Below are 16,728 nucleotides of genomic sequence, written 5' to 3' on the forward strand. Positions count from 1 at the left end.
CGCCCAGCTCTCCGCGTTGCTCTCCGGTACTCCCCCGACTCCGACCGGCTCGCGATTCAAGCCATTGCGTATGGGCCTGATGGGAATCTGGCAGTACGCCAACGAGGAGTTCCGCTTGCACGACGGACGGCTGATCCTGCGCGGCCGTAACGGCAGCGGCAAGACCAAGGTGCTGGAGGTGACCAGCCCGTTCCTCCTCGACGCGAACCTCTCGGCGCGGCGGCTCGACCCGTTCGGCAACAACGCCCGGTCCATGCGCGAGAACCTTCTGTACGAGGGACGCACCCACCAGATCGGTTACGTCTGGTGCGAATACGGGCGCATCACCGACGACGGCACCGCCGAGTACCGGACGATCGGGGCGGGCATGCGTGCGCGAGAGACCAAGTCCGGCAGCCCGGAATCCTGGTACTTCATCACGCCGCTGCGCGTCGACGTCGACTTCAGACTCTGCGACCACGCGCAGCGGCCACTCGACGGCAGCGACCTCGCCAAGCGACTCGGGGACTCGGACGACACTGTGTTCACGAAGGCCGAGGACTACCTGGCCAAGCTCGCACGCGAGCTGTTCGGGCTGAGCCCGCAGCGCCTGCACAGCCTGGTGGAGCTGCTGATTATCCTGCGCAGACCCAAACTGAGCGAGAACCTCAGCGTCGAACGGCTCAAGGAGATCCTCTCCAACGGCTTGCCGCCGGTCGACGACGACCTCGTCTCCGGGCTCGCCAAGAACTTCGACGAACTCAAGCAGGACGAGGAAGACCTTAGGAAGTTCGTCAAGGCGCAGGAGGAAGTCGACCTCTTCCTCACCAGCTACCGTGTCTACGCGCGGCGGATGATCCGGCACCTCACCCACGACGTCATCGACGCCGCGGAGAAACTTCAGAAAGTACTCGGCCGTGGCAACCGCGCGGCACAGAATCTCACAAAGACCGAAACCGCCCTCGACGAAGCGGAAACCGAGCTGCGGCGTCTCGGCGCCCAGCAGAACATGCTGCGCGGCCAGATCCGCGCACTCGAGACCAGCCCCGAGATGAAGAACCGTGAGGCGCTCGACCGGCTCAAGTCCCGAGTATCAGATGCGACGAGAACTGCGGGGCAGGCGAAAGGCCGCGCCACACAGACAGGCAACCTGCTGGCCATCGAGCGACGAAGGCTCGAAGAAGCAGTGAACAAGCTCGCTGATGCGCGCGGGAACGCGGCCGAGGCTGAGGCCGAAACGCGGACCCACGCCTCGGCGGCAGGACTTCTCGCTGTTTTCGAGGCCGAGCTGGACGGATTGCGAGAGGGCATGGCGAGCGCACGGAACATCGTGGAGGGCTACATCTCGGCACGCCGTGTGGCTGTGCAAGAGACCCGACGGTTGTACGACCACCGGCAGGAGGCCCAGGTCGTCGCAGACCGGGTGCAGACCACTCACGACGACTTGTCCGCTCGCCGAGTCACCGCGACGGAGCAGGTGGAGACGCTCGAAACGACGTTCGACGACCAGGTGTCGCTGCTGTCGCAGGCGATCGTCTCGTGGTCTGGGGAATGCGTCGAGTGCCCCCTCAGCGACGAACAGGTAGCGCGGCTGGTCTCAGCGGTGGAACGGATTGGAGACGCCGACGTTCCCCGGCTGGCCGATTCGATCGCGGAGCACGTGGACACCGCCCGTGCCAGGTTGCAGGAAAAGCGCAGCACCGTGAAGGCCGGCCGGTCCCGGTTGGCGGCCGATCATGAGAACGTCACGCTGCAACGGGAGCAGGTCGAGGCTGAGACGGACCCGCCACCTCCGGATCCCTTGGTCGCCCGTCGCGACCGCACCGGGGTGGCGGGCGCGCCGTTGTGGCGCCTGGTGGACTTCCATCCCGAGGTCCCGGATGACGCGCGGGCGGGCATCGAGGCCGCGCTGCTCGGATCGGGACTGCTGGACGCCTGGGTCACCCCAGACGGCGCCTTAGTGGACCAGGACAGCTGGGACGCGATCCTGGTGCCGGGTCCGGCCCTGCCCGGCGGTGACTCGCTGGCGAGCCTGCTGCAGGCCGTGCCGCATGAGCATGTCGCGGAGAGTGTGGTCACCGTGATGCTGGCCAGGATCGCGGTGAACGGTGACGATCAGCCGTGGGTCTCACCGGACGGCCGGTGGGCAATCGGCCCGGTTCGCGGGCGTTCTGGGCAGGAAAAGGCCAGTTACATCGGTACGACCGCACGGGAAGCCGCCCGGCAACGCAGACTCGCCACGCTCGACGCCCGGCTCGCCGAGCTCGACGTGCTGATCTCAGGCCTGGACACCGACCTGGAGGTGTTCAACGATCGACTGCACGCACTCGCCGAGGAACAGCGGAAGCAACCCACCGACACCATCGCCCGCGACGCGCTCAGCGAACTCACCGCCGCACGCAAGCAAGCGGACCAGCTCGGCCAAGAGCTCGAGAAATCCGCGACTCGGCTGGGCATCGTCAAACGCACACTCGCTGAAGCCGCCGAGGCACTTCGCGCCTACGCCCACGCGCACCTCACCCCGACGACACCCGACCAGCTCCGCTCGGCGGACTCTGCCCTGACCGACCTCCATCTTGCACTGGAGCGACTCGTGGCCAGGATCGGCACCACCCTGCTTCTGGCCGAGCAGCACGGCGAAACGGAGAGCCGCGTCAACCAGCTAGCGGAAAACCTCAACGAGCAGCAAGAAGAGTCGACGGCCGCGGCGGACCACGCGACCGAACTCCGAGAGGAGTTGGACGAGACGACGCGGTCGCTCGGCTTGGGTATCCGGGAGATGTTGCAGCGGCTGGAGGGCAAGCGCAATGAGCTGGCCGGGACCGAAGGGGCGAGCGGGAAGCTCACCGTCCGGTTACGACAACTGGGTGAGAACCGCGGTGCGTTCAAGCAGGAGGTCAGCACGGTCGGCGAAGAGGTCGCGCGCCTGCTGGAAGTCCGGCAAGCCGCGGTAGCGGAGTTCCGGCGAGCCGGTGACAGAGGGTTCGTCGCGCTGGTCGGCGTACCCGGCGACGACGAGCAGGAACCCGACGCCCTCGCCGAGGCTACCCGGGTCCACACGCTGCTGAACGGCGAAGAGTTCGACGAAAACGCCAGGAACACCGCCCGCAACGACGTCGACCACCAGTTCCGCGACCTGCAGAGAGAGATCGAAGGGCCGGACTGGCGGCCCTGGGGTGACAACGAAGGCGATCTCTTCGTAGTCCAGGTGACGTTCAACGGTGCCGACCACTCCGTGCCCGACCTGCGGGAGCTGATCGCGGCCGAGATCGAAACCCGCAGCACGTTCGTGCAGGCCAAGGAGCGCAAGCTGTACGCCGAGGTCCTGCTCGGCAAGGTGGGTGAGCACCTGCGCCAGCGCCGCTTGGACGCGAGCAGGCTCGTGCGGGAGATGGACGAACAGCTCAAACGCCACCCGACCGCGTCCAAGATGCGGATGAGCATCCACTGGAAGCCCGCGGCGAACGCCGGTAAAGATGTGCACAACGCGATCAAGCTGCTCGACCGAGGGTCCACGAACTTCCTCGCCGAGGAAGCGCGCGACACGCTCATTGAGTTCCTCGGCGAGCAGGTCCGTGAAGCACGTCAGCAAGCCGAGTTCGGTGACTGGAAGACTCACCTCGCCGAGGCTTTGGACTACCGCCGCTGGTCTGAATTCGAGCTCCAGGTCCTGTCCCACGACAATCCCAAGCCGGTAGAGGTGACCGACGAACTGCACAAGAAGAAGTCGGGCGGCGAGAAGGCCGCGATGTTGCAGCTGCCGATGTTCGCGGCGGCCGCCGCCCACTATGCGGGCGCAGCGCCTACCTCGCCCCGGCCGATCTACCTGGACGAAGCGTTCGCAGGCATCGACGCCGAGATGCGGGCGAGCTGCATGGGGTTGTTGACGGGATTCGATCTCGACTTCGTCATGGCCAGCCACGACGAGTGGGGATTCCATACCACCGTGCCCGGTCTGATGACGTACGTGCTGCGCCGCGATCCAGAGATCTCCGGTGTCCTCGCCACCCCGATCGTATGGGACGGAACCCGGCGGCACAGACTGGAGGACCGGTCGCTCAAAGCTGGGCCGACGCCGTCGATTCTCGACACGGACGAACAGGAGTAACTGTGCGACGTGCGGTGGACCCCGCTTTGCTCGCCTGGACAAAAACGGCTGGTGGCAGGGAGTTCTGCACGAAGGCGCGTGAGAAGCTCGTCCGAGGTCGCAAGCTCGACAAGTGGCTCAACTACACCGTGAGCGAGAAGAACCTCGAAGACCTGCAGGCGTTGTTCGGACACGACGAAAATGTCGTCAAGCCAACAGGCATTCAACTGCGCAAGGCGGACTTCGCGCTGCGCCGTACCCGGTTTGGCATCGGCTTACACCAGCTCCTCATCGCCGTCGACGGACCGGTCATCAGCGCGCGTGCGCGGAAACGCTACGACGACCGCGTAAATCTGTTACGCGTGGCAGGACAACGAGCCGACCTATGGCAGGTCATGGTTCCCGTACCGCAGCTCGACCGAGAACGCCGGCTGCTGGAAGCGCTCGAGCTGGCGCCAACCTCGCAGGTGCCACCGGAATCAGCGACCGAGACAAAATCATGGTCTACCTACGAGGCCGCAATCAGAGCCGCAGCCTACTGGTACCCGGAGTCACGGACGCGAGTGCCGTGGGAGAAAGAGGTGGCGTCCAACGCGCTCAGCGGCTCCAAGAGATGGACGATGGCCCAGCTCGAAGCATTCTCCCGGTTGGTGGATACGGGCCTCAAACAAGCTCTGCAGTGGACCGACGCACTGATCCGCGTCGCCGGCCCGCTGTCGTGGACCAACCAGGCCCCTATCGCCGACGCCAGCCTCGCCACACCGTGGATCGACATCCCCGCCCAGGGCTCACTCGAGTCCGGCGAGCTGGTCTGCCCGGCGGACGGGGTATTGCTGGTGGAGAACCAAACGACATTCGAACACCTGCGCCGCAACACCGATCTGACGAGGACATGGCTCTGCGTCTGGCTCGAAGGTAACATCAGCAAGGGACTTATCCCCTTCCTGCGGCACATCGCCCCGCGGCACGTCGCCGCATGGTGCGACCTCGACCCCGACGGCATCGAGATCGTGCAGAGCGTGGAGAACGGACTCGAACGCCGAGTACTCCCGGTAGGCATGACACCCGAGATCTGGGCCAAGGGCAATAAGCTAGCGGAGAAGAAACCGGAAGATCACACCACCTGGCAGCACGCCGCAGCCAAGCTCGCCGACCACGGCCCCGAGTTACTGCGCCCGCTTGCAGCCGCCATCGCGACCAACGGTCACCGCTGCGAGCAAGAGAGCATTCAGTTCGAGACCACACCGATCGTAGTACGGCAGCTCAAGCAACTCGTCGCTTCGCCTGGCGGCTTATGAGCTTACTTGAGATGGCAGTCGGAATATCCGAAGCGTATGGGCCCGCGACGAGGAATGCCACCGCAGAACACAGGTGACAGTCGAGGCGATCGTCCAGATCACCAGTTCGGCATAACCCGACCCGCACACCCATGAGGAGTCCGAGACATCAACGGTTGCATCGCGAAGTTGCTAACCCAGCATGGCCAAGGCCCAGGTCGGCGAGCGCGGGCGGTAGAGAACGAGCGCGCCGTCGAATTCCTGTTCTCGGTGAGTGTACCGAAGGGCGATAAGCCAGCGGCACGAATCGCGCAGGCCGTGGATTGGGAGTACCGCACTCCTGATTGGCCAGTCTTGATCGTGCGCTGCCCGGCCGCCACGTGGTCCCACGCGAGCGGGGGTGGTCCCGGCGCTTGACGCAGCAGTTCGTCAGCCAGGTCGTGGTCCCCGCGCGAGCGGGGTGGTCCCGTGAAGCAGTTGCCAGGTAGGTTCACCCACGGTGGTCCCGAGCTCGAGCCGACCACGCGGGTCACTGTCGATGTGGTCCCCGCGCGAGCGGGAGTGGTCCCGTGGCCGAGTGCCTGACCGGCGCCACCGCGGTGTCGTCCGCGCGAGCGGGGGTGGTCCTGAACGAGATCGCCCTCAACAGCCTTCGGCGACGTCGTCCCCGCGCGAGCGGGGCTGGCCCCTGCGCGTTCGCCCGCTTCGCCACCGATCCGAGGTCGTCCCCGCGCGAGCGGGGGCGGTCCCTCGGGTCCCCGATGAAGGCCAGGCCGATGTCACCCTCCCCGGTAACGGAATGGCGAGGAAGACGCCCCTGACGGGACCTGGCTGGACGACCCGAGGCCACTCCCGCTAGCGTTGGGAAACCTCGGGGCGTGCAGAGCCCGCCAACCTGCCCCGCAACAGCGACGTTGACCAGGTCAGCTCGACAGGCGTTCTGCTGAAGCTGACCGAGCCGCAACTGCTGGCCCGTTCATAGAGCGAACCACTGCCACCAGCTCCCGCGATGTCGCCGCGCCGACCCGCAACTCCTTCCGGAGAGTCTCCGCCGAGATAGGCCGCCGACAACGACGCCAATGCTCAGCGTCCGCGCGACGAGCCAGCTCCAAGAGGGCACTATCCAGCTCGCTCGTGTGGCGGCGTGCGGTACCTGTCGGCTTGATGGACTGAGCGATTGCCTCCCCAGCCGGTTCCTCTTCCATCTGGTGAACGAACGGCTGCGGCACGTCGTTCAGGGCGCGAAGTAAGCCGGGCCCTGCCTCGGCCCACCCGATCAGCAGGAGCGGGCCGACGGCGTCGAACGCTGCCTTGCCCCACTGCCCGGCGGCGACCGGGTCAGCCACGTTCAACAGCAGCGTCACCACGCTGGCCGCCAGCAGCAGGCGGCGCGCTGGTCGCAGAACGTCGTCGCCAGCGCTCGACAACGCCAGGTGACGAGTACCGACGAGTAGGCCCAGCACCGTCAGGTCCACAGCCGGCGCCACCAGCGGAGCCACGTAGACCGGCACCCCCAGCTTCAACGCCAGGTTCAGGACGTTGCCGAAGCCGAACAGGAAGGTCAGGCCGATGACCATCCCCATGGTGACCGTGACGAACCGAGCCACCGACCGCGAGTTCGTGCTCATGACCGGCTCCCCGGCGCCGGAAGATCGAAGACCGCCTCCACCGTCAACGGTCCAGTGAAGAGTCCCTGGTCAGGCCCGTTCCCATCCTTCTCGCGTCCTGCCGGGGGCACCAGCCAGGCGAGTTGATCGCCGGCACAGGAAGCGATCGACCAGGGAGAGCCACCGCGCTCTCCCTGGCGACGACAGATCGTTATTTCGTCGTGCGCCGAGTCCGGCCGCGCCTCTCTTACGTGGAATCTTCCGGCTGATGCCACGCGCGTCCAGTCGGTCACCCTCTGTTGCTCACGAGGAGCTGAATCATGAACTCCGGCAACCCGCCGTGTGGTCGGCGGGCAGGCAACCGGGCCGCCCGCGCGGCGTTCGAGGAGGCCAGGCGCGCCGGTCTCGCTCAACGGCACCTGCACAAGCTCCACTACCTCAGCCATCACCCGCATCGCGCCAGGCTCCCGCCGGAGCCGTCCGAAGCGCGCCCAGTCATCCACCGGCCGCCTGACGGTGTGGACGCATCCGGAACGCGACGACCAGTGTGAGGAGGACGATCACGGCCATGGCCAGGAAGACGTCGGAGAACGCCGCGCCTTCGTGGCTGGTGAACCAGGGGTTCAGAGCGCTGCTGCCGCTTTGCTGCCTCGCGGTCACCAGTACCCCGAACAGGGCCGGGCCGGTGCCGGCACCGAGGAACTGCGCGCCCTGGAGGATCCCCATGCCGACACCGACCTGATCAGCGGGCAACGCACCGGCCGCGGCGCTGATGATCGGGGTGAGCACGGAGATGAAACCCGCACTGAGCCCGAGGATGCCCGCCGCGGCGGGGAGCACCGAGTCGCTTCCGGTGAAGGTCGCGAGGAAGAGGCTGAACAGGCCCATGACCGCCAGGCCGGTCAGCACCAACGGCCGGGTGCCGACGCGGTCGGTGATGCGGCCGATCAACGGTGAGAGGAGGGCGACAGCGATCCCGGCCGGGATCATCACCAGGGCACCCGCCCCCGGGCTGAGGCCGTTGACGTCGACGACCAGCAGCGGGACGAACACCAGGCCGCCGAGATTGACCAGCATGGCGAGGAAGGCGACCACGACGGCGACCCGGTAGACGCGATTGGTGAACAACGCGGGCGGGACGAACGGCTGCGCCACGCGGACGGTTCGCCGGCCGAAGAGCGCGAGCGCGACGATCGCCACCACGAGGCTGGCCCAGGACGAGGGTGCCGAGAACCCGGCGACCTGCGCCTGGGTGATGCCGAAGAGCAAGAGACCGGCGCCAAGGCCCAGAAGGATGCCGCCGGGCAGGTCGAACCGTCCGGTGGCTGCCGGGGGTTCGCCAGGGAGCACCCGCAGCGCGGCGGGAAGCAGGGCCAACGCGGCTACGAGCATGAGCCAGAACAACGCGGGCCAGCCGAGGAGCTGACCGATTCCGCCGCCGATGGCCGGTCCGGCGGCGGTTCCGATCCCGGCGGCCGCGGAGACGACACCGATGCCGGTACCTCGCTTGTCCGCCGGCATCAGCTTGGTGACGGCGATGATCGAGAGCACCGGGATGGCGGCCGCGCCCACCCCCATGACGATCCGGCCGAGCACGAGCACCAGCAGGTCCGGGGCGAGTGCGCAGACCAGGCTCCCGACGGCATAGGCCACGAGGGCGAAACCGAACAGACGCCGCAGGCTCACCCGGTCCGAGATGCGGCCGTAGAACGGGATGCCGACCGCGAACACCAGTAGGAAGCCGGTGACGACCCAGGCGAGTTCCGCCTCGGAGGCGCCGAACTCCGCCCCGATCGAAGGGAGCACGAGAGTGACCATGTCGCTGGCGATGACAGTGACGAGCATCGACGGCAGGAGCACCGCGAGCAGGGCCACCGAGCCGGTGCGGCCAGCGGTGGCCGAAGTGGATGACATAGGGAAGCGTCCTTCCGGGCAGCGCTTACTGCCACCGTTGTGGTTACAGTTTGGGCAAAAAATGAACGGCGGAGGGTTCCGCCGTTGCTCGGTTACGCGTGGGTCTGTTCGATGGCCACTACCTGCCGTGCCAGGTGGGCGATGGTCGTTTTGCCGAGCCGGTCCTCCATGGCGCGTTCCGCGTCCCGGAATTCCACTTCGAGCAGGGCCTGCATGTTGCGGCCGACCTCGCACGCCTCGCTGGGCGGGTGGGCGTGCCTCGAGAGCACCGGACCCTCTTCGACCGCGGTATAGGCGTCGTACAGCGTGATCTCGCGCGCCGGGCGGGCCAGCGACCAGCCGCCGCCACGACCCTCGGTGGCCCACACCAGGCCGGCGTCGCGCAGGTTGCCGAGGATGCGGCGCACCAGCACGGCGTTGCTCGCCAGGCTTTCCGCGATCTCCGCGGAGGTGAGCGAGCGGTCGTCCCAGCGCGCCAGCAACGTCAGGGCGTGGATGGCGACCGCGCTCCTGCTGCTGAGACCCACCACGTTCCTCCCCATGCTCGGCCGAACTGCAATCAACGTAGTTGCAGTTTCAGTGGGCTGTCAATCAGGTTGCTCGATTTCCGGGACGATCACAGTGGGGGTTGACACTTCGCGCCGGGTCACCGTTCGTCACTAAGATCGGTTCGGTGCCCAGCGGAGACAGACGGACCTTGATCAGCACGCTGGTGGCATTGGCACTGGCGATCGCCGCGGTGTCCACCCTGGGGGCGACCGGCACGGTCACCTTCGGCGAAGACCCGGTCGCCGGGCGCGCGGAGGCGATCCTCGCCGAGATCCCGGGGCCGGAGACCGGGCCGGTTTGCCCGCTGGACAAGCGGTACGTCGACGAGCAGGTCGCCGGACTGCGACCGGACGTGCTGGCGGCCTGGGAGCGGCTGCGGGCAGAGGCCGGGGCCAAGGGCATCCAGTTGTGCGTCAACGACAGCAAGCGCAGTCTGGCCCAGCAGCAACGGGAATTCGACCAGGCGGTGGAGAAGTTCGGCACGGCGGAACTGGCCGGGCGATACGTCCTGCCGCCGGAGAAGTCCATGCACGTCCAGGGCATCGCGGTGGACATCCAGCCGCTCGCGTCGGCTGCCTGGGTGGAGCGCAACGGACCGGCGCTGGGCTGGTGCCGCCGGTACCAGAACGAAGAGTGGCACTTCGAGTACAACGCGGACTACCAGGTGTCCGGCTGCCCGGCCATGCTGCCGAGCGCGACGGGCAACTGAGTACCGCGGGCTGGAAGCGCTGACGGCGACCCTGCGTGGGCTTACCGGCGCGCGACCTGCCGGGGGCGTGAGCCGGTGCACCGGGCGCGATAACCCAGCGTGCCCAAGGCAAACTTGCCGCCGGTGCTGTGGACCACATCACATCGGGGCATCCGGCCCCGAGGCACCCCCGTCGAGTTAGATACCTCCTGCCCCGCCCCCGCGAGCCGAGAAAGTTGTCTGTTGGCGACCGAGACCCGCTTCCGTACCGACATCCAGGCACTACGGGCCATCGCCGTTCTCGCCGTGGTGCTCAACCACCTGTGGCCGCTGGGGCTGACCGGCGGTTATGTCGGTGTCGACGTGTTCTTCGTGATCTCCGGCTTCCTGATCACCGCGCACCTGCACCGGGAAGTCGACGGCACCGGCCGCATCCGGCTCGCGAAGTTCTACGCGCGGCGGGCCCGGCGGCTGCTGCCCGCGGCCTTCCTCGTGCTCGCCTTCAGCGCGGTGACCGCCTACTTCCTGCTGCCCTTCCCGCGCTGGGAAGCGAATGCCGGGGAGATCCTCGCCAGCGCCTTCTACGTGGAGAACTGGCTGCTGGCAGCCAATTCGGTGGACTACTCGGCGCTGTCCGCCTCGGCGAGCCTGGCCCAGCACTACTGGTCGCTCTCGGTCGAGGAGCAGTTCTACCTGTTCTGGCCGCTGTTGCTCCTGCTGCTGTTCCGGCTGCGCGGTCGTCGTGCGATGACCGTCGGGATCGCGATCGCGGGCCTCGCGTCGCTGATTTACTGCGTCCACCTCACCGCGGTCTCGAAGGCCGCAGCGTACTTCGTCACGCCGGTGCGCGTGTGGGAGTTCGCCATCGGCGCGCTGATCGCGTTGAGTGCGGCGAAGCTGCGGCTCTCCAAACAGCACGCGGGTATCGCCTCAGGCGTGGGTTTCGCGCTGATCGTCGGCTCGGCGGTGTTCTTCGACCACCACACCCACTTCCCCGGGCTGTTCGCGCTGCTGCCGACGATCGGCACCGGGCTGGTCATCCTCTCCGGGCCGCAAACCCAGTGGCACACCAGGTTCACCGCCGTGCGGCCGGTGCAGTTCCTCGGCGGCATCAGCTATTCGCTCTACCTGTGGCACTGGCCGTTGATCGTGCTGGCGCCGTTCGCGCTGGGATCGCCGAGCCTGTCGCTGTGGCAGCAACTGGGCCTGCTCGCCGTCTCCGTGGTGCTGGCCTGGCTGACGAAGGCCGTAATCGAAGACCGCGGCATGGCGTGGCGGCCGCTGGCGGAGAGTTCGAGGATGACGCTGACCGCGGTCGTCGCCGGTATGGCCGTGATCGCGCTGGCGTCGACCAGCCTCACCTGGGCCTACGACAGCCAGGTCAAGCAGAGCGAGCTGGCCGCGAAACGGGAAGCCGTGAAGACCTGCCACGGTGCTGCCGCGCTGGTGCCGGAAAACGAGTGCGAAGCCCCGTTCGGCCCGGCCAAGGTGCCCCACCTGGGGCCGTCGAGCGAATACCACCAGCGCCCGCCCGAATGCGGCGAATGGCTGGGCACGCACCTGGCCGGGGACAAGAAGACCGTCAGCGTCTGCGACTTCAGCGGTGGCACCCCGCAGCCGAAGGTCGTCTGGCTGGTCGGTGACTCCCACGCGCAGCAGTGGCAGGCACCCGTGTTCGACCTGGCGCGCGAGCACGGCTGGGTGGTCAAGCTCGGCCTGCTCGGCGCCTGCCCGATGGCCGACATCTCCTACCGCGGCTTCCGCGGTGCCACCGGCGACACCGATGTGCCGAAGTGCACGCACTGGTCGCGGGATCTGGCGTCGGCGATCGCGGTCGAGCGGCCCGCGTACGTCTTCACCTCGTTCTACGCCCGGCAGGAAATCGCCGACGACGGCACCGGCCGGTCACAACTGGCCCAGTACCGCGAGGGCCTCGACACCTACTGGAGCGCCTGGACCGCCGCGGGCGCCCAGGTCTACGTGCTCGCTGATCCGCCGCTGAACGGTGACGTCCGAGAAGCCGACTGCGTCAGCATCAACTCCCAGCAGCCCGCCGCCTGCGCGGTGGAACGCAGGCTCGCGCAACCGCCGGATCCGCTCACCGAAGCCGCGCGCACGAGCCGGAACCCGGGCGTCAGCCTGATCGACCTGACCGACTACTTCTGCGACGCGAACCAGTGCCACGGCGTGGTCGGCAACGTGGTCGTCTACTACGACTCCGACCACCTGAACCGCGAGTTCGCCCGCACCCTTACGCCGATGATCGCCGCGGAGGTCGGGCTCACGGAGCGGTGACCCCGGCGCAGGGACGACCGGCGACCTTCGCCCCGGCCGAGGTGGTGATGATGGCGTCGAGCCGGGCCCTGGCGTGTTGCAGGTTCAGCAGCTGGCCGTCGATGCGGTCGCGTTCGGCGGTGAGCCGCTCGAGCAGTTCCGGGGTCACCTCACCGCTGACCACGCACGGCAGCAGCCCGGCGATGGTCCGGCTGGCCAGGCCCGCCGCGTAGAGCTGCTGGATCAGTTCGACCTGCCGGACGGCCTTCTCCGGGTACAATCGCTGCCCGCCCGCGCTGCGCGCCGAGGTCAGCAACCGCTGCTCCTCGTAGTACCGCAGCGCGCGCACGCTCACGCCGGATCGCGCGGCCAGTTCACCGATGCGCATGGACCGTCCTCCTGTGATCGGGATCGCAGCTGCTTGCCTCTCACGCCGGTGTCAGGTTTTAGCGTAGCCAGTGATCCCGTTGTTCCCCGGAGGAGATGATCATGACCTTGGTCCATGGCACCGCCGATGCCCGGTTCGCCGCCGTGCGCGCCACGTTCGAGCAGCACGTCGAGTCCGGTGAGGAACTGGGTGCCTCGCTCGTGCTCGACCTCGACGGCGAGCGGGTGGTCGACCTCTGGGGCGGTTACCGCGACCAGGCGCGGACCACGCCGTGGGACGAGCACACGATCGCCAACGTCTGGTCCTCCACCAAGACCGTGACCAGCCTGGCCGCGCTGGTGCTCGCCGACCGCGGTGAGCTGGACGTCTACGCGCCGGTCGCGCGCTACTGGCCCGAGTTCGCCGCGAACGGCAAGGAGAACGTCGAGGTCCGGCACCTGCTCTCGCACACGTCCGGGGTGTCCGGCCTGGAACAACCCGCCGTCGTCGAGGACCTCTTCGACCTCGAAGGGTCGACCGCTCGCATGGCCGCGCAGGCGCCGTGGTGGACGCCGGGCACGGCTTCCGGTTACCACGCCGCCAACTTCGGGCACCTGATCGGCGAGGTCGTCCGCCGGGTGAGCGGGAAGTCGCTGAAGCAGTTCATCGCCGACGAGCTCGCCGGCCCGCTGGGCGCCGACTTCCGGCTGGGTGCCGAAGAGGCCGACTGGCACCGGATCGCCGACGTGGTCCCGCCGCCCGCGGCGAAACTGGACTTCGCCGCGCTCGGGCCGGACAACATCATGGTGAAGACGCTCAGCGGACCGGCGATCGACCCGAACATGGCCAACACCCCCGCCTGGCGGCAGGCCGAACTCGGCGCGGTCAACGGTCACGGCAACGCGCGTTCGCTGGCGCGCCTGCTCTCGGCGATCCCGCGCGGCGGCACGGTCGACGGGGTGCGCCTGCTCGGCCAGGAGACGATCGAGCTGATCTTCGACGAGCAGGCCAACGGCGTGGACCTCGGTCTCGGCATCCCGCTGCGCTGGGGCATCGGCTTCGGCCTGCCGCGCCAGGACGTGCTGCCGTGGATCCCGGAGGGCCGCATCTGCTTCTGGGGCGGCTGGGGCGGCTCGATGGTGATCATGGACCTGGAGCGGCGGATGACCCTGACCTACATGATGAACCGGATGGCGCCGGGCATCATCGGCTCGGACCGCAGCGCCGCCTACACCCAGGCGGTCTACGACGCGCTGGGCTGAACGACCGGGAGGCGGGCGCAGTGGCGGCAGGCTCGGGCCGATGCCGCCACCACCCCGTGCGACACCACGGTCAGCAGCGCGGCGAGCAGCACAAGCGGCCAGCCGTCGGACGGTGCCGCGATCGCGAGCACCACGGTGGCCAGCGGCATCGCCACGCTGGCGGTGGTGCCGGTCCACGCGGCCACCATCGGCAGCAGCGGCGGCATCGGCAACCGCCGCGCCAGCGCGCCGGTGGTGACCAGGGTGAGCCCGGCGGCCAGCACGGCCGTCACCCCGATCGCGGCCAGCACCTGCGCGGCTTCCGGTAGTTCGGGGCCGCTCCACACGGCCAGCCAGCAGATGATCAGCACCGGCACGACCACCGCCACCATCCGGGCGGTGGCGCGGGTCTGGCCGATGGTCAGTTCACGCTGACAACTCGGCACCAGTTCCTCGACGGTGCCGAACTCGCGCACCGCCAGCTCCGCGGCCTCCCGGGACGACAAGCCTGCGCAGGCGTGATCCGCGACAGCGTCCGCGAGACCCTCACGGATGTCCCCGACCAGCGTGGCCTTGGCGCGGGCGGGACCGTGCAGGGCGGCCGAAAGCGCGGCGGCGTACTCGTCGACCGGATCGCTCACCGCGCACCCCCTGGGTTGAGCACCGACCCTATCGCGCTGGTGAACGCGGCCCATCCGCTGCGTTCGGCGGTCAGCGCGCGCCTGCCCGCGTCGGTCAGTTCGTAACACCGGCGCCTCCGCTCCCCCTCCGCCTGCCAGCCGCTGCGCAGCAGGCCGAGTCGTTCCAGTCGGTTCAGCGCCGGGTAGACGGTGCCCGTGCGCAGCTCCAGCACACCGCCGCTGCGCTGCTGCACCGCGGCGATGATCGCGTACCCGTGCAGCGGTTCCGCTTCGAGCACCGCCAGCAGCAGGCCGTCCAGGTGCCCGCGCACCGCGTCCGCCCTCATAGGTAGACAGTCTACCCATCGATGCAGTAGGAAGGGTACATATTGGCAGCCTACATATAGAGGGGTCCCGTTGACCAAGTTCCTGCTGTCCGTGCACGTGCTCGCGTCCATCCTGGTGGTCGGGCCGATCGCCGTGGCCGCGTCGCTGTTCCCCCGCTACGCGCGCGCCGAAGGCGGCGCGGGCGCGCTGCTGCACCGGATCTGCCGCGGGTACACGGTGGTCGGCATCGCGGTCCCGGTGTTCGGCGTGGCCACCGGCGCGGCGCTCGGCGTGCTGACCGACGCGTGGCTGCTCATCTCGGTGGTGCTGACCGCGGCCGCGGCCGGCATCCTCGCGCTGGCCATCCTGCCCGGTCAGCAGAAGCTGCTCGACCTCCCGGAAAAGGCCGAGCCGGGCCGCATCGCGGCCCGGCTCAGCATGCTCACCGGTGTGTTCAACCTGCTCTGGGCGGTGGTCGTGGTGCTGATGATCGTCCGGCCGGGCTCGACCACCGGCGCCTGAGCGTCAGGGGATGTACACGCCGAAGTCGGCGTTGGCGGTGGCGAAGTCCTGGAAGCCCATCCGCGCACCGGCCGCGCGGGTCACCGTGCCCGCCGCCCGGACCCCGCCGTTGACCTTGAGGTAGACCGAGCCACCGCTGTCCCCGCCGCGCGCACCCGGCTGCCCCTGCTGCTGCTCCACCTCGACGAGGTCCTCCGCGTCCTGCCAGAAGAACAGCACCTTCAGGTCGCACACCGGGTTGCCGGTCTGCTCGGCGCTGGTCACGCCGCTCTGGCAGAGCAATTGGCCGACGAAGACGTGCGTCCAGCCGAGCACCTGCTCGGTGGTGTTGCTGCCGCCGTTGCCCACGTACATGCGGTTGCTCGCCTGGGACGTCGGGATCAGGGCGATGTCGTGGTCGTTGTGGCCCTGCCCGACGTTGCCGATGAACTCGCCGACGCCGTCGGTGATCCGGTGCCCGTGCTGGCCGCAGTGCTCGGCGGTCAGCACGAACTGGTTGCCCGCGCCGTTGCGCACGCCGAACCCGGCCGTGCAGATCGTGCTGGCGGTCTGGTTCCAGGTGCGCGCGCCGCCCTTCCACGGCGGGGAGTCGTCACCGCGGGACACCGGCGCCAGCGGTTCCTCGTGCAGCACGCGCAGCGGAACTCCCGCGACCGGGTCGAGCGCGCTCAACGCGGTGGCGACACCGGGTTTCGCGGCGAGCACGAGTCCGCTGCCGTCACCGGGGCTCTTCACGCCGTACGCCCCGGAATCGGGGTTCTCTTGCAGCCACCGGTTGACCCGGTCGGCGGCGACATCGAGTTCGCGTTCGCTGTAGGCGGCGGAAGCGACCCGGACGGGCGCGAATCCTCTGGCCACGCTCAGGGCTTCGTCGACCGCGGGTGTGGTCGCGCCTTTCCACCACAGCACCACATCCGAGGCTTCGAGCACGATGCCCGCGTAGCCGTCGGCGGAGTCGGCCAGCCGGGCGCGCAGCGCTTCGGCCGCCCCGACGAGCGGCTGCTGGTCCAGCACCCGCTGTTCGGCCGCGGACAGCGTGCGCACGGGCTCCGCCTGCGCGGCAGGCAGCGCGGAAACCGCGGTGAGCACGGCAAAACCGAGGGTCAGTGCGCTGAGTTTCTTGGACAGCACGGAATGCACGGTTCGCTCCTTGGGGACGGGGAGGGGGAACGAGCTGCACCGGCGCGGGTAACAGATTGGCACGAAACGGGGCTGTGGCGTGGAAAAGCACCGTCTTCCGACAAAACCGGCCAGACGAAAGTCGGGTGGATCGGCA

The 16,728-nt window shown here is 68.4% G+C and carries 13 protein-coding genes; 6 read left to right on the forward strand and 7 right to left on the reverse strand.

All coding sequences use genetic code 11. The features are described from left to right. Positions 1-70 precede the first annotated feature (70 nt). Both L3Q67_RS02715 and L3Q67_RS02720 read left to right on the forward strand, forming a co-directional pair. A complete protein-coding gene (locus L3Q67_RS02715) occupies positions 71-4,087 on the forward strand; it encodes a TIGR02680 family protein (protein WP_499188016.1) in 4,017 nt (1,338 codons plus the stop codon). A gap of 2 nt (positions 4,088-4,089) precedes the next feature. Further along, the gene (locus tag L3Q67_RS02720) at positions 4,090-5,364 is read left to right on the forward strand and encodes a Wadjet anti-phage system protein JetD domain-containing protein (RefSeq protein ID WP_499188017.1); all 1,275 of its coding nucleotides are present in this window, start codon (positions 4,090-4,092) and stop codon (positions 5,362-5,364) included. 902 nt (positions 5,365-6,266) lie between these two features. On the opposite strand, the gene L3Q67_RS02725 is transcribed toward L3Q67_RS02720, so the two are convergent. From L3Q67_RS02725 to L3Q67_RS02735, 3 genes are all read right to left on the reverse strand, one after another. After that, positions 6,267-6,971: a hypothetical protein gene (locus tag L3Q67_RS02725; protein ID WP_499188018.1), complete on the reverse strand. Its 705-nt coding sequence runs from the start codon at positions 6,969-6,971 to the stop codon at positions 6,267-6,269. Between the two features lie 474 nt (positions 6,972-7,445). Beyond that, entirely contained in the window at positions 7,446-8,864 is a 1,419-nt protein-coding gene (locus tag L3Q67_RS02730; RefSeq protein ID WP_499188019.1) for an efflux MFS transporter permease, read from the reverse strand. A 92-nt stretch (positions 8,865-8,956) separates the two neighbouring features. Further along, positions 8,957-9,391, reverse strand: coding sequence for an Rrf2 family transcriptional regulator (locus tag L3Q67_RS02735; RefSeq protein ID WP_499188020.1), 435 nt, complete (start codon positions 9,389-9,391; stop codon positions 8,957-8,959). Positions 9,392-9,537: 146 nt separating this feature from the next. Between L3Q67_RS02735 and L3Q67_RS02740 the strand changes: the two genes are divergently transcribed. Together L3Q67_RS02740 and L3Q67_RS02745 are read left to right on the forward strand one after the other, a co-directional pair. After that, positions 9,538-10,122 (forward strand): M15 family metallopeptidase domain-containing protein, encoded by a 585-nt coding sequence (locus L3Q67_RS02740; protein ID WP_499188021.1) that lies wholly within the window; start codon positions 9,538-9,540, stop codon positions 10,120-10,122. A gap of 222 nt (positions 10,123-10,344) precedes the next feature. Beyond that, positions 10,345-12,396, forward strand: a complete 2,052-nt coding sequence (locus L3Q67_RS02745; protein ID WP_499188022.1) for an acyltransferase family protein — start codon at positions 10,345-10,347, stop codon at positions 12,394-12,396. On the opposite strand, the gene L3Q67_RS02750 is transcribed toward L3Q67_RS02745, so the two are convergent. After that, entirely contained in the window at positions 12,383-12,763 is a 381-nt protein-coding gene (locus tag L3Q67_RS02750) for a MerR family transcriptional regulator (protein ID WP_499188023.1), read from the reverse strand. The genes L3Q67_RS02745 and L3Q67_RS02750 overlap by 14 nt on opposite strands. Positions 12,764-12,864: 101 nt before the next feature. On the opposite strand from L3Q67_RS02750, the gene L3Q67_RS02755 reads away from it, so the two are divergent. Then, positions 12,865-14,004, forward strand: coding sequence for a serine hydrolase domain-containing protein (locus L3Q67_RS02755; RefSeq protein WP_499188024.1), 1,140 nt, complete (start codon positions 12,865-12,867; stop codon positions 14,002-14,004). Here the strand turns inward: L3Q67_RS02755 and L3Q67_RS02760 are convergent. Further along, positions 13,986-14,624: a permease prefix domain 1-containing protein gene (locus L3Q67_RS02760; RefSeq protein WP_499188025.1), complete on the reverse strand. Its 639-nt coding sequence runs from the start codon at positions 14,622-14,624 to the stop codon at positions 13,986-13,988. The genes L3Q67_RS02755 and L3Q67_RS02760 overlap by 19 nt on opposite strands. Then, positions 14,621-14,950, reverse strand: coding sequence for a helix-turn-helix domain-containing protein (locus L3Q67_RS02765; protein ID WP_499188026.1), 330 nt, complete (start codon positions 14,948-14,950; stop codon positions 14,621-14,623). The genes L3Q67_RS02760 and L3Q67_RS02765 overlap by 4 nt, the downstream gene beginning before the upstream one ends. Positions 14,951-15,020: 70 nt before the next feature. Here L3Q67_RS02765 and L3Q67_RS02770 point away from each other — a divergent pair, with 70 nt between their 5' ends. Then, complete coding sequence (locus tag L3Q67_RS02770) at positions 15,021-15,452, forward strand: hypothetical protein (RefSeq protein WP_499188027.1); 432 nt, start codon at positions 15,021-15,023, stop codon at positions 15,450-15,452. 3 nt (positions 15,453-15,455) lie between these two features. On the opposite strand, the gene L3Q67_RS02775 is transcribed toward L3Q67_RS02770, so the two are convergent. Further along, entirely contained in the window at positions 15,456-16,592 is a 1,137-nt protein-coding gene (locus L3Q67_RS02775) for a chymotrypsin family serine protease (protein ID WP_499188028.1), read from the reverse strand. Positions 16,593-16,728 lie beyond the last annotated feature (136 nt).

The organism is Saccharothrix sp. AJ9571, from assembly GCF_021725495.1.
Classification (GTDB): domain Bacteria; phylum Actinomycetota; class Actinomycetes; order Mycobacteriales; family Pseudonocardiaceae; genus Amycolatopsis; species Amycolatopsis magusensis.

What these genes read in the sequence shown, in the direction of transcription:
- L3Q67_RS02730 (WP_499188019.1), bottom strand. Translation starts at nt 8,864, where the DNA reads ATGTCATCCACTTCGGCCACCGCTGGCCGCACCGGCTCGGTGGCCCTG.
- L3Q67_RS02750 (WP_499188023.1), bottom strand. Translation starts at nt 12,763, where the DNA reads ATGCGCATCGGTGAACTGGCCGCGCGATCCGGCGTGAGCGTGCGCGCG.
- L3Q67_RS02715 (WP_499188016.1), top strand. Translation starts at nt 71, where the DNA reads ATGGGCCTGATGGGAATCTGGCAGTACGCCAACGAGGAGTTCCGCTTG.
- L3Q67_RS02765 (WP_499188026.1), bottom strand. Translation starts at nt 14,950, where the DNA reads ATGAGGGCGGACGCGGTGCGCGGGCACCTGGACGGCCTGCTGCTGGCG.
- L3Q67_RS02725 (WP_499188018.1), bottom strand. Translation starts at nt 6,971, where the DNA reads ATGAGCACGAACTCGCGGTCGGTGGCTCGGTTCGTCACGGTCACCATG.
- L3Q67_RS02755 (WP_499188024.1), top strand. Translation starts at nt 12,865, where the DNA reads ATGACCTTGGTCCATGGCACCGCCGATGCCCGGTTCGCCGCCGTGCGC.